The organism is Pseudoalteromonas aurantia 208 (assembly GCF_014858725.1).
Taxonomy (GTDB): domain Bacteria; phylum Pseudomonadota; class Gammaproteobacteria; order Enterobacterales; family Alteromonadaceae; genus Pseudoalteromonas; species Pseudoalteromonas aurantia.
On the sequence record NZ_AQGV01000012.1, the window covers coordinates 2,158,423 to 2,173,323 of the forward strand.

Annotated in this window: 11 protein-coding genes and 14 tRNA genes; 15 read left to right on the forward strand and 10 right to left on the reverse strand. The window is 40.7% G+C overall.

Translation table 11 applies throughout. From position 1 onward, the window contains the following. The first annotated feature begins 341 nt into the window (after positions 1-341). From PAUR_RS13180 to PAUR_RS13195, 4 genes are all read left to right on the forward strand, one after another. Complete coding sequence (locus tag PAUR_RS13180; RefSeq protein WP_192508169.1) at positions 342-1,601, forward strand: serine hydrolase domain-containing protein; 1,260 nt, start codon at positions 342-344, stop codon at positions 1,599-1,601. An 87-nt stretch (positions 1,602-1,688) separates the two neighbouring features. Further along, on the forward strand, positions 1,689-2,378 hold the full coding sequence (locus PAUR_RS13185) for a response regulator transcription factor (RefSeq protein WP_192508170.1): 690 nt from the start codon (positions 1,689-1,691) through the stop codon (positions 2,376-2,378). Between the two features lie 12 nt (positions 2,379-2,390). Next, complete coding sequence (locus tag PAUR_RS13190) at positions 2,391-3,623, forward strand: sensor histidine kinase (RefSeq protein ID WP_192508171.1); 1,233 nt, start codon at positions 2,391-2,393, stop codon at positions 3,621-3,623. Positions 3,624-3,935: 312 nt separating this feature from the next. After that, positions 3,936-4,415 carry a YHS domain-containing (seleno)protein gene (locus tag PAUR_RS13195; RefSeq protein ID WP_192508172.1) on the forward strand — a complete coding sequence of 160 codons (480 nt, stop codon included), beginning with the start codon at positions 3,936-3,938 and terminating at the stop codon, positions 4,413-4,415. Between the two features lie 89 nt (positions 4,416-4,504). Here PAUR_RS13195 and PAUR_RS13200 read toward each other — a convergent pair whose 3' ends face one another. Further along, positions 4,505-5,413: an AraC family transcriptional regulator gene (locus tag PAUR_RS13200; protein WP_192508173.1), complete on the reverse strand. Its 909-nt coding sequence runs from the start codon at positions 5,411-5,413 to the stop codon at positions 4,505-4,507. An 82-nt stretch (positions 5,414-5,495) separates the two neighbouring features. Between PAUR_RS13200 and grxC the strand changes: the two genes are divergently transcribed. The 3 genes from grxC to PAUR_RS23995 all read left to right on the forward strand — a co-directional run bounded on the left by grxC (position 5,496) and on the right by PAUR_RS23995 (position 7,153). Beyond that, positions 5,496-5,756 carry a glutaredoxin 3 gene (grxC, locus tag PAUR_RS13205; protein WP_192508174.1) on the forward strand — a complete coding sequence of 87 codons (261 nt, stop codon included), beginning with the start codon at positions 5,496-5,498 and terminating at the stop codon, positions 5,754-5,756. A gap of 9 nt (positions 5,757-5,765) precedes the next feature. Further along, a complete protein-coding gene (locus tag PAUR_RS13210; protein ID WP_192508175.1) occupies positions 5,766-6,359 on the forward strand; it encodes an HvfX family Cu-binding RiPP maturation protein in 594 nt (197 codons plus the stop codon). A 446-nt stretch (positions 6,360-6,805) separates the two neighbouring features. After that, positions 6,806-7,153, forward strand: a complete 348-nt coding sequence (locus PAUR_RS23995; protein ID WP_404821686.1) for a methyltransferase domain-containing protein — start codon at positions 6,806-6,808, stop codon at positions 7,151-7,153. A gap of 448 nt (positions 7,154-7,601) precedes the next feature. Here the strand turns inward: PAUR_RS23995 and PAUR_RS13215 are convergent, their stop codons facing one another. The 8 genes from PAUR_RS13215 to PAUR_RS13250 form a co-directional block, all read right to left on the reverse strand. Then, a complete protein-coding gene (locus PAUR_RS13215; RefSeq protein ID WP_192508176.1) occupies positions 7,602-9,182 on the reverse strand; it encodes a methyl-accepting chemotaxis protein in 1,581 nt (526 codons plus the stop codon). A gap of 231 nt (positions 9,183-9,413) precedes the next feature. Beyond that, positions 9,414-9,489 (reverse strand) — tRNA-Glu (locus PAUR_RS13220). 164 nt (positions 9,490-9,653) lie between these two features. Then, positions 9,654-9,729, reverse strand: a tRNA-Glu gene (locus tag PAUR_RS13225). Positions 9,730-9,893: 164 nt separating this feature from the next. Continuing rightward, positions 9,894-9,969: transfer RNA gene (locus tag PAUR_RS13230), tRNA-Glu, on the reverse strand. Between the two features lie 164 nt (positions 9,970-10,133). After that, positions 10,134-10,209, reverse strand: a tRNA-Glu gene (locus tag PAUR_RS13235). 93 nt (positions 10,210-10,302) lie between these two features. Then, a tRNA-Glu gene (locus PAUR_RS13240) sits at positions 10,303-10,378 on the reverse strand. A 195-nt stretch (positions 10,379-10,573) separates the two neighbouring features. Next, positions 10,574-10,649: transfer RNA gene (locus PAUR_RS13245), tRNA-Glu, on the reverse strand. Between the two features lie 39 nt (positions 10,650-10,688). Continuing rightward, positions 10,689-10,764, reverse strand: a tRNA-Ala gene (locus PAUR_RS13250). Positions 10,765-11,974: 1,210 nt separating this feature from the next. Here PAUR_RS13250 and PAUR_RS13255 point away from each other — a divergent pair. From PAUR_RS13255 to PAUR_RS13290, 8 genes are all read left to right on the forward strand, one after another. Continuing rightward, positions 11,975-12,050: transfer RNA gene (locus PAUR_RS13255), tRNA-Val, on the forward strand. Between the two features lie 19 nt (positions 12,051-12,069). Continuing rightward, positions 12,070-12,145: transfer RNA gene (locus tag PAUR_RS13260), tRNA-Val, on the forward strand. A gap of 16 nt (positions 12,146-12,161) precedes the next feature. Further along, positions 12,162-12,237, forward strand: a tRNA-Val gene (locus PAUR_RS13265). 38 nt (positions 12,238-12,275) lie between these two features. Then, positions 12,276-12,351, forward strand: a tRNA-Val gene (locus PAUR_RS13270). A gap of 16 nt (positions 12,352-12,367) precedes the next feature. Continuing rightward, positions 12,368-12,443: transfer RNA gene (locus PAUR_RS13275), tRNA-Val, on the forward strand. A 34-nt stretch (positions 12,444-12,477) separates the two neighbouring features. Beyond that, positions 12,478-12,553 (forward strand) — tRNA-Val (locus tag PAUR_RS13280). Between the two features lie 21 nt (positions 12,554-12,574). Next, positions 12,575-12,650, forward strand: a tRNA-Val gene (locus PAUR_RS13285). A gap of 173 nt (positions 12,651-12,823) precedes the next feature. Further along, on the forward strand, positions 12,824-14,458 hold the full coding sequence (locus PAUR_RS13290) for a tetratricopeptide repeat-containing response regulator (protein WP_192508177.1): 1,635 nt from the start codon (positions 12,824-12,826) through the stop codon (positions 14,456-14,458). Here the strand turns inward: PAUR_RS13290 and msrB are convergent. Next, entirely contained in the window at positions 14,455-14,901 is a 447-nt protein-coding gene (msrB, locus tag PAUR_RS13295; RefSeq protein WP_192508178.1) for a peptide-methionine (R)-S-oxide reductase MsrB, read from the reverse strand. The two genes, PAUR_RS13290 and msrB, sit on opposite strands and share 4 nt — an antisense overlap.

The following is a 14,901-nucleotide window of genomic DNA, read 5'->3' on the forward strand; positions in this document are numbered from 1 at the left end:
AAAAGTGGGCCCAACAACTAACTCAACCAACGTGACAAATCGAATGATTGTTTAATCCTCACAACTTACCTATTGCAGTTAATACGCACTTAGTATTCGGTTGATTCACTGTCATCGTATTGTAGTGATACATTGAATTTGGCCACCTTACTGTGCGACACGCAATTTGCCATAAATAAAAACGACGTTTAAATAGAGATAAGCACACTGAGCGCTAAGGTGAAGGCATCATTAAACAGCAATATTCATCCAACATTCCTCTGAGTTTACATTGGTTTTACATTGACTCGCTTATATTACTTTCATCGAAACAACGTAGACCTAATAACTAAGGGATCAAAATGAACAATTTAAAACGAAAGGTTATATTCGCTTTATGCTCGATTGGTATGAATCTGTTAATTCAACCTGCTGTCGTCGCTGCCTACAGTGAACCTGTAGAACAAGCGTTGATTGTTGCAACCAAGACCCAAGCTCTCAATCAAAATATAGACGCATTACTCAATAAATATGATTTGCCGGGTTTAGTATTAAAAATAAAACATCGAGGTGAAATTATTCACTACTCCGCACATGGAAAAGTAAATGTGGATAACGACAAGCCTATTACCAAAGATGCATTATTTAGAATTTATTCAATGAGTAAACCGATTACTGCATTTGCGTTATTACAACTTGTTGATAGCGGAAAAATATCGCTAGAAGACGACATTCGAACATATTTGCCTAAATTCCAACCATTTGAAGTTGATGGTGTAAAACAGGTGGTGACCATTCATCAGTTGCTCTCACACACCGCGGGGTTTGGCTATGGCGGGGGCATTAAAAACTGGGTCGATATAAGGTATTTACTTGCGAACCCGCTCAGTCGAAATAATACCTTAGAGGACCTTGTTAATGACTTATCTGGTATCGATTTAAAGTTCGCTCCGGGTGAAAAATTTGAATATAGCATAGCCAGTGACATTCAAGGTGCCATCATTGAGAAAGTCGCTGCCATGCCATTAGACACTTACTTATCTCGTAATATATTCACACCGCTCAATATGAAAGACACACATTTCAGCGTGCCAACAGAACAAGCTGAGCGATTAGTTGATATGTATGAATATGACGCTGGGACATTTGAACAAGCTTATATCTTTAACAAAGAAAAAATCTTGTTTGTTGAAAAAGGCAGTGACAGTAAATTTCTAGAGAAACCAACCCTATTATCAGGCGGTGGAGGCCTAATTTCTACTGCGACAGACTATAGTCAGTTTGTTAGTATGTTACTTAATCGAGGTAAGCACAATAACGCACAATTATTGTCAGAAGAATTAATCGACAAAATGCTGAGCTCGCACACCAAAGGCTTAGATACTCACTTTATGCCACGCGTATATAACGGCACAGGCTTTGGCTATGGTATTGGCATTAAAGAAGTGACTGGAGATACCCGAAAACAAGGCACTTTTTTCTGGGGCGGGATGGGTGGCACCATATTTTGGGGCGATCCGCAATCTGAGCTAGAAGTCGTTGCTATGATGCAAGTTGAAGATGGTTGGGTTGGTCTTGAAAAGTGGTTGATCCCACAGGTATACCAACTAATTAATAATTAGCCGCTAAACAAGGTGAGTTAGGTGAAACCTACTCGCCTACTAACACACTCCTGTTTATTGAGAATAACGCATTTTAAAGGGAAAACGATGGCTAACATACTGTGTGTAGAAGACGACATTGATATTTCACGTGGCATAGCAGAGTTCCTTGAACACCAACACGTACTTGATTTTGCTTATAACGGCAAACAAGCATTAACCTTTATTGCCACCAATAGTTACGATTTGATTTTGCTCGATCTAAATCTGCCATTTGTCGATGGGTTAGATGTATGTCGTACACTGCTAACCACGCAACTCACGTCAGTTCCTGTGGTCATTATGTCAGCTAGAAATACTGAAAAAGATATCTTAGCTGGATTTGATAGCGGTGCTTGGGATTATTTAGCGAAACCATTTTCCCTTGCCGAGCTGTCAGCAAGAATTACCGTATGTTTAGCAAAGGTATCTAATAACAGTAGCTCAAAGAATGAAATTAACTTAAATGATGTTACCTTGAACTGCGATGATATGACTATGTCGTTTAACAATACCTCCACGCAATTGCATCGGGTTGGTTTTGAGTTACTAAAACTCTTATTGCAAAAGGCACCCAATACCGTGAAAACCGAGCATATTCATAGATTTTTATGGAATGAGGATACACCAGACAGTGATCCGCTCAGGGCACATGTGTACAAGTTAAGAAAACAACTTAAGACCACATTTGGCCAAGAGTTTATTACCACCATTCGCGGTGTCGGTTATAAGTTTCAACTCGACGACCAAGAAAAGTAGGCTTTATCTATTATGATCCTTAATCTAAAACTGACTGAAGCGCCAAGTTTATCAAGTAGACTCGTCAGAGTTTTATCACTGCTTAGCTTTTCAATCGTGATGCTTTTTACTGGCGCCATCTTGCTGATCTCGTATGCCTTTGAAGATATATTATTAAATGACAGGCTAAAGCAAGCACACGAGCAAATAAAAAATGGCGGCCCAACACCTAACAATATGACCTTAATACAAACCCATAAAACTCTAGAGCCTGATTTGCTGCAAAAGCTACGTTACCTTGAATTAGATAGTAACCAAGAACGCGGAGAGTTTAATGTCGGTAACCACCACTATCACTATTTGGTAACCGAGCAAGGTACTTTACTATACGACACAACAGAAGCGGCCATAATACAACGTGCCTTAGATGATATTTTCCTAATATTATGCGTACTTTTAATTCCCAGTGCATTACTCACCTACTGGGTAGCGCACCTGACAGCTAAGCATGCATTGAAACCATTTCATCAACTGCGTGAGATGTTTTTAAAAAAATCCAGCACTTATCCATTGGAGCGCAAAACGTTTAACAATATTCAAGAAGTAGATGTGAGGGAGATAGCCGAAGAATTGCATCGTGCATTACATCAAAAAGCGGCACTTCTAGCACAACAGGAAAGCTTCAATCAAGGTATGGCACACGAATTACGCACCCCCCTGCAAGTTATGCAAAACTCTATAGAGTTATTAGCGCATACTCAGAATGAAATAGTCTCAGTGCCCGCTTTTAAGCGATTAGAAAAATCAGTTCAACGAATGCAAAGACTAAGCAACGGCCTTTTATGGCTCACGTCACAGCACACCTATGATTGTCACATTGATGCAGCTGCCATCATACGAAAGACAATCAACAGCATGCAAGATTTGATGGCTGTCCATCAAGTAAAAACAAACATAGAAGTGAAACACCCTTGCCCAATCGCCATGCCAGAAGAAGTGCTTGAATTACTCGTATTTAATTTATTCAATAATGTCGTTCACCACGCATCTGCGGAACTAGAACAACGACACTGGTCAATATTAATTGACCAAACGAAGATACAATTTTTAAACGCAATATCCAAAGAAAATGTCGTTCAAGCCAATGAACATTTTGGTATTGGGTTAACTTTAGTCACAAAGCTAGCGCAACGCTTTAATATCGGCTTTCACCTGACAGAGCATAATGAGCAGTTCATTATTACACTTTCAACTCACTCGCACTAATTATTGATACGCATAGAGTTAAAATTGATGGTACGCCAGTAATACAACAAAGAAGCTCACAAACTATGCCAATGGTAACTTGCGAGCTAATGCCCACTCTGACTGACAGCCTATTTACGACTTCATTGCTCCACTGCATATCACGTATTTAACATCGGTTATATCCACATAACTATACATGCTGGGTCTCAATCATTTTTTAATGGATCTACGGACTTTTAGACACAACAACCTGACTTTTGAACATATCCCCTAAACACCATTTTCTCTAAACTAGCCCTGTACTTAACAATAACCCAAAAGGAAGACACCATGTCATTCTCAACATTTTTTAAAACCCCTTTCAAAAACCTTATTGCTATTTTGGCTCTGAGTGTCAGCGCTTTTGCGAGTGCAGGTGCTGATACCGATACAGATGCCAATGGTGTCATCCTTGCCGGACATGATGCTGTTGCCTACTTTACCGATAATAAGCCAGTCGAAGGCTCTGCTAAGTTTACTGCCGTTCACAATGATGCAATTTATCGTTTTAGTAGTGCAAAAAACCGTGATACTTTTAAAGCCAACCCATCAAAATACGCACCACAGTATGGCGGGTTTTGTGCCTATGGTATGACTTTTGGTAAAAAGTTTGAAATCGATGGCAAAGCGTTTGAAATCGTTGACGGTAAGTTATTTGTAAACAAAAACCTGAGTGTTTACAAAGCATGGAAAAAAGATGTTCCCAAGCACATCTCACAAGCGAACCAACAATGGCCAACTGTTGAAAAAGTGCCAGCAAACAAACTATAACCAACTTCAATAGCGCGCCGTCTATCCGACGGCGTTTTGTTCTTTGGTTTTATCGGCAATGCGCGCCACGGTTAACATTGTTACTAAAGTTAATGTGCTCGAACAACGCCTGGAGGTTCACCCAACGTATTCCGATACGCTTTTCGAAAGGCTGCTTCAGAATCATAACCACTTTTCTGAGCAATGTGCGCAACGGATAATTGTGTCGTTTTTAAAAGGTGTCTCGCCTGGCTCATTCGCCACTGTGTTAAATATTTCATGGGTGTTAAGCCTACTGTTTTACTGAACACATCCGCAAAGGTCGAACGACTCATAAATGCTTCTTGTGCTAACCCCTCCAATGTCCAAGCTGACTCAGGCCGTTGATGAATCGCATTTAATGCTTTACCTAACCTTGGATCAAATAAGGCGCTCAATACACCTTTGCTTAAATCCCCCACTTCGACTTGCTGGCGCACCACTTCGATAAAAATCAAAAAAGCCATTTGATCAATCGCTGTATAGAAACCGGGCCGTTCATATTTTAACTCATTTAACATCTGCTTTATTAAAAACGCAATTCTATTCTCATCCTGCTTTTCTCCAGTTTTTATAACAACAACTTGAGGTAAAGCAGCTAATATTGGAAACAACAGTGGGTTTCGAAATTCAAAAAAACCACACACCATATTAGTAATATCGCCATCATTGCTCATTGGTGTATTAACGAGTTCAAGGGCAGGTTTTGCTTTTGAATTTGATATAATGTGGTGGGCATCATTAGGAAATACCACTAAATCATGTGCGTTTAACTGCTGAGCGTCTTTTCCGTCAAAATGCAGCCAAGCGCTACCTGAACCAACTAAATGAAATGGAATACGCTTACTGCCACCCGTATCAATCGCCCAAGCGCCGCAAAAATCACCATTGACGTACACCTCTGCTTTTAAATCTAAGCGTGTAAGCAAAACACTCAGCGGATCAGGATCGCTCAAATAAATATTAGGACTTTCTGACATAGTTTCAGGCTTTAGGAATACAAAGGATTGAATTACCAAACAGTATACTTAATTTACGTTAAACAGAGTAAGAAAACTTCGTATGAATAAAGTAACTATCTACCATAAAGATTACTGTCCTTACTGCAAAGCAGCTAAGCAACTATTAACGCAGCAAGGGTTTGAATATAACGCCATTGACGTAACGAATGACCCAGCTGCCTTCGCCGCAATGGTTAAAAAAAGTGACCGTAGAACGGTGCCGCAAATTTTTATTGGTAACACGCATATCGGTGGCTTTGACGATTTACAATCTCGCTTCTCGAGTAAAAAGTTTCCGTTCAATCAGTTAGAGATAGCTTAAGGAATGGTCATGAATCAAATCTATCCCACTTATCAACATGTCATCAAACAGTTAGGAAGAGTCGACTTTATTGGTCCGCTATTACTGCGTGTTTATTTAGCGCCTATCTTTATACTCGCAGGATACAACAAGTTAAACAACATTGAGAATGTAACCTTTTGGTTCGATAGCTTGAGTATTCCAGCGCCAGAATTAATGGCTTGGCTGGCTGCGCTAACAGAGTTTGGAGGCGGTATTATATTATTGTTTGGTTTCGCTGTACGCTTAATCTCAATCCCGCTCATGGTCATAATGGTGGTAGCTGCAGTTAGCGCTCACTGGCAGTTTGGTTGGCATGTTTTACCAGAAGCGGAGTTAACCGTGCCCTGGGAATGGCGAACTGATCTCATTGCTGAAGCCGGTATTCGTAAAAATAGAGCTATTGAAATTATACAAGAACACGGAAATTATGCGTGGTTATCAGAAGCGGGACACCTGACTGTGTTAAAAAATGGCATTGAGTTTGCTGCCACGTACTTTATTATGCTATTGGTATTGTTTTTTAATGGTGCTGGAAGTTATGCGAGTGTCGACTATTGGCTTACGCGTTATATGCGTAAATAAACGGCCACTGCCTATAACCAATTCAAACGATGATTCACACGACAAACGCGATTAAAATAATCTGAAATGGCTCAAGGTCAGGGTGTTAGCCTTAGGGGCTGTTGATCTTTGCTGTTCTATTTTTGTTCTCTTTGAGCATGCTTTTATCGCGGCGCTTAATATGTGGCCTAGTTATCTAAGCGAATATTAAGCAACAAAGAGAAAGGGGTGCTCAAAAGAACCGGTAGGCAGCGCTTGATTGGCTTTTCTACTGTGTTATCGGCTGACTCACATGGAATAACCATGCTACGCAGCCTCTGCCTTGTATAAAACCCAATCAAACTACTGCAAAAATGAACCTAAAAGATCAACAGCCCCTAATATATTGACGGTTAACCCTGATTTTTCCTCGTTCCTAATCCATTTAATTTGCGTGTGCTATACGCATTCAATAATCTGTCTTTGGCATGCATGAGCTGCCTTTGACATGCAAGGTGGTCGTCCTCGCGTTTAATATGCTACATACCGTAGACAACCCACTCAAAGTTATCAAAAGAATACATGAACTGCTCAAACATGATGGTCTCTTTATTTCTTCAACCCCTTGCCTAGCTGACAAGAGATCATTACTCGTTTCCCTGCAAATGTATCTGGTCACAATATTATCCAAAATAGGGGTAATTCCAATTGCAATACGTAGATACAAAAGTGCTCACATCGATGAACTCATTACCACGGAAAGCTTCCAACTAGTTGAAAGTGAACAAATATATAAAGGTGCTTCGAGTTACTTTATCGTTGTCAAAAAGCAATGATATTGAATGTTCGCTAGCCAAAGAGTTTTTTATGATCTATAGATTGAAATTAAGCTCTGCAGCCCTAAGTCAGGTGCTAAAATTCAGCGCTTTTATTTTACCAAATTAACAAAAATATTGTTCTTTTAACGGGCTAAATGATTCATTAACCAGATTAAAAATTACCGGTATATTTGATTTATAAAAGTACAGAGCACCGCTATTAAGTTACCTTAGGCTGATAACCGTTATGCTAAAGGAAGTAAAAAATGAATTATTGAACAAAAGAGACAATACTTCAGACAAGGAAAAGTCCCCACTATAAATACATCAGTACAAATGTGAAACTTTATCTGACTGAAAAATAGCACTAATCTTTACCCAACTCGCGTCGGCCAGCAACGATAAAAATATACAGTAAATTAAGAAGAGCCTGAAATCATGCAGGCCCTACTGGTATGCAAAAACTCTATCGAATAAATTTTGCCATAAACTGATCCACTAAACTCTCTTGGTCAACCAAAGAAGTTTGCGTATCTGACATGGTTTTTAGTGTTCTATCTGAGCTTTCAAGCGAGTCATTCGCTAACTGTGAAATGGTCACTGCATTGTTATTGAGCTCATTCGATACCCCCGACATTTCTTCTGTTGACGTCGCTATTTGGTAGTTCAAACTTGAAATATCATTTACGAGTGCATTAATACTCTCCAAGCTGTGTTTCGTCCCTTCAGCTTTACTAACACATTCCCCTGACTTATCAACACCATTTTGAATTGCACCCACGGCACGCTCAGCGCGTTGGCGAAGATCCGCTATGATACTGTCAATTTCTTTAGTAGATTCTTGAGTTCTTTGTGCAAGAGCTCTTACTTCATCAGCCACAACCGCAAACCCTCTTCCCTGCTCACCTGCTCTTGCCGCTTCAATCGCCGCATTTAACGCGAGTAAGTTTGTTTGTTCAGATATCCCACGGATAACGTCAACAACCCCGCCAATGTTAACGGTTTGCGCGTTTAAATCTTCTATATCTTTTTGGGTTTTTGATAGTTCTTCCGAAAGTGCATAGTTGTTCTCCATATTTTCGTTAACAGCCATGCTTCCAGCCTTAACCGATTCTAATGCGGACTCTGATTGAGACGCCGCATTGGTTGTATTACTGGCAATTTCGGCAATGGTGGCCGTCATCTCATTAATGGCTGTTGCTAACGACCCAGTTTGAGCTTGCTGAGAGTTTAATAAGTCGGCACTGCGATTACATTCAGCCACCGTTTCATCAGCATGCTCTGTTACTGTACTACTTGAATCTTTTACTCGACCTAACACAGCCCTTAACTCGGATTCTCTGGCTAACAGCGCCAGTTCAATGGCACTAATATCATTAACGCGATCTAGATAAATTTTTTGCATAAGCGGGTTGTCATATACTTTCTTTGCTTTTTCACTCAACACTCTAATTGGCGCTAAACGAGAATACGTTAACGCAATAATACCTATCACAAGAACCGTCTCCAATATATAAGACCAAGGAGAAGCTAACGATGTTAAAAATAATGTGAGTACATAAAACGCGATAATAATTGCTATCATTTGACTAGATAGTGACCATGATTGCCTAGCAATTGATTCAGGTGGTGTGCCATTATTTAGTTGTGCATAGACTTTTTCAGCTCTATTCACTACATTTCTGTCAGGTTTGGTCCTAACTGACTGATACTCTACTATTTTCCCGTTTTTATCTGCAATTGGTGTTACATAAGCATTCACCCAATAATGGTCGCCGTTTTTACAACGATTTTTTACCATCCCCATCCAAGGCTTTCCTGAGCCAATAAAATCCCATAAGTTCTTAAACGCAACTTTGGGCATAGTGGGATGTCGTACAATATTATGTGGTTTCCCTTCCAAATCTTTTAGTTCAAACCCTGCTACTTCACAAAATTGTTTATTGGCGTATTTGATTTGACCATTTACATTGGTAGTAGAGAGTAAGTTATAGGTATTTGGGTAATCATATTCTCGATTGGTATAGTCGGATCTTCCTGTTGCCATAGTCTTCACTCAAACGATTAAAAAACAATAATAAATCATTACTTTAGCCTGAATGTGACAAAAACTAAGAAAACTTTGTTGCGGATCAAAAACAGCAACACTTAGATTAATATTTAAACAAGCAAAAAGCAGACGCATGATTAAAGCTAGCAGAAATAAATAAAATTACCGAAAAGTAATTTAAATGATTAAATTTAATGAGGTTTATGAATCTTAAGAAGAAAGAAGATATGGCGTCCCCAAGGGGATTCGAACCCCTGTTACCGCCGTGAAAGGGCGGTGTCCTAGGCCTCTAGACGATGGGGACGCAGAAATTGATTTGCAAATAATTATTTGCTATTTCTGCGTTAGATGAGACCGAGCCTGTGAGGCGAATGACCTTACTCTTAATTGCAGAAAAATATCTGTGTCACTAGGACTGGCTATTTTAACTCGCACCATATGAGTTTAACGTACTCTACCGAAGTAAAGTGGCGTCCCCAAGGGGATTCGAACCCCTGTTACCGCCGTGAAAGGGCGGTGTCCTAGGCCTCTAGACGATGGGGACGCAGAAATTGATTTGCAAATAATTATTTGCTATTTCTGCGTTAGATGAGACCGAGCCTGTGAGGCGAATGACCTTACTCTTAATTGCAGAAAAATATCTGTGTCACTAGGACTGGCTATTTTAACTCGCACCATATGAGTTTAACGTACTCTACCGAAGTAAAGTGGCGTCCCCAAGGGGATTCGAACCCCTGTTACCGCCGTGAAAGGGCGGTGTCCTAGGCCTCTAGACGATGGGGACGCAGAAATTGATTTGCAAATTATTATTTGCTATTTCTGCGTTAGATGAGACCAAACCTGTGAGGCTAATGGCCTTATTCTTAATTGCAGAATAAAATCTGTGTCACTAGGACTGGCTATTTTAACTCGCACCATATGAGTTTAACGTACCCTACCGGAGTAAAGTGGCGTCCCCAAGGGGATTCGAACCCCTGTTACCGCCGTGAAAGGGCGGTGTCCTAGGCCTCTAGACGATGGGGACACAATGTATCATTTAAGATGATAAATCTGTGTCACTAGGACTGGCTATTTTAACTCTCACCATATGAGTTTAACGTACCCTACCGAAGTAAAGTGGCGTCCCCAAGGGGATTCGAACCCCTGTTACCGCCGTGAAAGGGCGGTGTCCTAGGCCTCTAGACGATGGGGACGCAGAAATTTTTTTGCAAATAATTTTTGCTATTTCTGCGTTAGATGAGACCGAGCCTGTGAGGCGAATGACCTTACTCTTAATTGCAGAAAAATATCTGTGTCACTAGGACTGGTTATTTAAACTCTCACCATATGAGTTTGTTTACTATAAATTACTCGAGAATTTACAGCAATGACATCATCTAATAAATAGATGGCGTCCCCAAGGGGATTCGAACCCCTGTTACCGCCGTGAAAGGGCGGTGTCCTAGGCCTCTAGACGATGGGGACACTTAAATGTGTACTCTAGGACAATGCACTATGATAATTTGGTGGAGCTATGCGGGATCGAACCGCAGACCTCTTCGCTGCCAGCGAAGCGCTCTCCCAGCTGAGCTATAGCCCCAAACCTAGCAAACTTTGAAAGATTAATCTTTCGTGTCTGTATCGCTGAGTGCGGGCCGCATTCTATGCAGGCACACAAACAAAGTCAACAGTTTTCACGGAACTTTTTATCGAGCGTTCTAAAAACCACCAACTTGGTGCTAATATAACCACACCACCATCATGTTTCAATTAAAACCCTTGTTTTTGTTCAAAAAACTACCAATAGTCCACTCAAGTAATAATCAATCATAAGTATATGAGTGATTTAACATGATAATCCAACAGTAAGCACCCGATTGATTCATTTTATTTACAGTCATTGGCCAATGAAAGTATGCGTAAGTACCCATAGCCCTCTCTTCTATCACCTATGAAGCCATTCCACTTCTATAGGTAACCAGCTCTCCACCATAAATAGAGAATGCCGATTCAGAGGAATACTTTCACGATTCACGTAACCACAATCAATTTAACTCCCAACATCAAAGTAAAGTGGTTCGCCAGCCATTAACAAATACGGCGGCTATTACACGACTCAGCTCAAAAAATGACACCGTAACAAGCTGCGCTATTTATGCGTGCTTCTTGTTGACCTCCCCGTGTTGCTTTACTCGTTATAGTTACTCTTACTGATTAGGGGCTGTTGATCTTTCAGGTTCATTTTTGCAGCCGTTTGATTGGGTTTTATACAAGGCAGAGGTTGCGTGGCATGGTTATTCCATGTGAGTCAGCCGATAACACAGTAGAAAAGCCAATCAAGCGCTGCCTACCGGTTCTTTTGAGCACCCCTTTCTCTTTGTTGCTTAATATTCGCTTAGATTACTAAGCCACATTAAGCGCCGCGATAAAAGAGAACAAAAATAGAACAGCAAAGTTCAACAGCCCCTAGATAATTCTTACTCATTGGCACCTCTATGCTGCTCATTCATATGAAGCTCAATACTGCCAACTTATAGATTAACCCCTACCTAATCGGCAAGAGTGACAACAAATGGCTATAAAAACAACACGTAAAAGCTAATGGCATACTCCATATTGCAGCAACATTGAGCGCCTTCTCAATTCAACTAAAAAATAAATTCCCTATAGGTAATAAATGAAGAGCTAAAGAAAATTGGCGATAAAAACCGCATATAAACTAATTTTGTAACTTCAAGTGTTGACTCTATTTCAAGTCTCCCTATAATAGCGCCCCACAATGACGCAGCAAACGTTGTTGATTTAGATATGGGTCGTTAGCTCAGTTGGGAGAGCATCGCCCTTACAAGGCGAGGGTCACTGGTTCAAGTCCAGTACGACCCACCATTATCTAAATATTCTATTTGGGTCGTTAGCTCAGTTGGGAGAGCATCGCCCTTACAAGGCGAGGGTCACTGGTTCAAGTCCAGTACGACCCACCAAATAGGATTATAATCTGGGTGATTAGCTCAGTTGGGAGAGCATCGCCCTTACAAGGCGAGGGTCACTGGTTCAAGTCCAGTATCACCCACCACTTTTTGTGGACATCAGGTTATTTTGCAATTCTAAAATGGGTCGTTAGCTCAGTTGGGAGAGCATCGCCCTTACAAGGCGAGGGTCACTGGTTCAAGTCCAGTACGACCCACCATTTTAGAAACATTTGCGGGTCGTTAGCTCAGTTGGGAGAGCATCGCCCTTACAAGGCGAGGGTCACTGGTTCAAGTCCAGTACGACCCACCATTTTTATTATGGTGGTTGCAAATATTGATTATTTGGGTGATTAGCTCAGTTGGGAGAGCATCGCCCTTACAAGGCGAGGGTCACTGGTTCAAGTCCAGTATCACCCACCAAATAATCAAAAAACTATATGTGGGTGATTAGCTCAGTTGGGAGAGCATCGCCCTTACAAGGCGAGGGTCACTGGTTCAAGTCCAGTATCACCCACCACATATAGGTTTAGAATCCTTTTTACCCTTATACTTCATCTCTCTTTTCAGCTATATTTTTCGCTGAATCAATTACGCGAATTAAATTTTTTTGTCCACATAAAAGCTATTTCAAAAAACGCATTAACCGACTAAACTATTCACAGCACTATTTATTATAAGTTATTCATTTGCATGAGTGTTCAGCCATTTATCAACACCAAAATCTTAATTGTTGAAGAGCAACCTTTGGCGCTTAGCCATATGAAGCGCTCACTAGAGCAGTTAGATTTTCGTAACCTGAAATTTGCTGAACATGCACAAGCCGCGATAGAACACTGCCGAATTGATAAATTTGACCTCGTCATTTGCTCTTTTGATTTAACTAAACGTCAAGATGGTTATCAACTTTACGAAGAGTTAAAAAGTAAACGCCTTGTCAGAAATGCCACTTCCTTTATTTTTGTATCCGCCGAAACCAGTGGAGAATTGGTCCACAGTGTTATTGAATTGCAACCGGATGACTTTCTAGTAAAGCCATTCACTATCAAAGAACTTCGAAGTAGGATTGAGCGCGTTCTTAAACGTAAACAATCTTTAAAAAAAATCTACACCTTTATTGATGATGGCAATGATTCAAAAGCGGTTAGGTTCATTGATGCAGAACTCGATAAGCGTGGACATACCCACAGCCCTATTTTACTAAAACTCAAAGGGGAAGCATTACTGCGCCTTGGCCGAGTTAAAGATGCAAAACAATTTTATAAATCAGCCTTGAATGTACAGAAATTTACATGGGCAAAAATTGGACTTATCGAAGCACTTATAGCTAATAACGAAGATGCGCTTGCTCAGCGTATGCTTAAAACCATGCTTGAGCGCTCTGAGACACGTTTAATTGCCCTAGACCTACTTGGGCGATTAGAAATTAAGTTAAGCCAGTTTGAAACGGCTCAGGGCTTCTTAAGTGAAGCATCCAAAATTGCCCCCCGTAATATTGATAGACAAAAGTCTCTAAGCCGCATTGCTTTGATAAACCACGACTATGAACGCAGCTATCATGCACAAAAAGACATCGCCCAATACGCTAAGCATTCAATTCATGATAACCCCGAAATATATCTAAACACTGTGAGAGCCGGAATCGACTTCGCCTTAAGCACAGACCAAACTGAACAGATCAGCCGTATTACCCGGCAAACTCAGCAATATTTGGGTGAACTAAAAAAGCAATTCCCAAACGCTGATAATCAAGCGCAAATAGATGTACTTAATGCTCGTATTCATTATTTAAAAGATGAAAGTAGAAACGCCCGAAAACTCATTGAGCAATTAGAAGATGAGCCATCCATACGCTCAGTTGACGCTTCCTTGGATAAAGCGAAGGCGTACCATGAACTGGGGTTCCACCACAAAGCTCAAGAGCTGTTCGCGCAAATTGTGGCACATTGTGAACGCCACGATAATGTAAGTGATCCTATTACCATGCATTATATTCAGCAGCAGCAAAGTGAACGTCGTGATATCACCATGGGTCCAAAAGAGTTAAACAATCACGCGGTCAATCAATTTAATCGTGGCCATCTTGATATGGCTTTAGAAGCATTTTCACAAGCTTTTCGGATTATGCCAAAAAACGCGAGCATTGCCCTTAACCTCCTGCAATGTTTGCTTGATAACACGGGTAAGAATGGCCAAACATTCAATTCAGCATTGGCAAAAAAGTGCATTTCAACATTGAACAGCAGCAGTACATTAGAACCCGAACAAATCACTCGATTGGATAAACTAATAGCCCAACTTAAAGAAATGGGCTTATCAGTGGATTAATCTGACACTTTTACCATTGAAAGCGCATTAACACAGTACCTTAAGCCACTAGGCTTTGGCCCATCAGGGAAAACATGCCCTAAATGAGCATCACATACATTGCATACGATCTCAATACGTTGCATCGCATGTGAGTCATCGCCAATATACGCAATTGCATTTTCAGTTGCAGGTTGCGTAAATGAAGGCCAACCAGAGCCACTATCAAACTTCTCTCGCGCATCAAATAACAGGTTATCACAACATACACAGCCATATTTACCAGGCTCAAATAAAGTACAACTACCGCCACTAAAGGGCCGTTCCGTGCCCTTGTTTCGCGTAATATAATATACCTCTTCTGGTAATTGAGATTGCCACTGAGCCGCTGTTTTTTCGACTCTGCGCGAAGGTGTTGGGTTGCCTTCATTACTGAATCTTAATATATCGCGCCATTTAAGCAT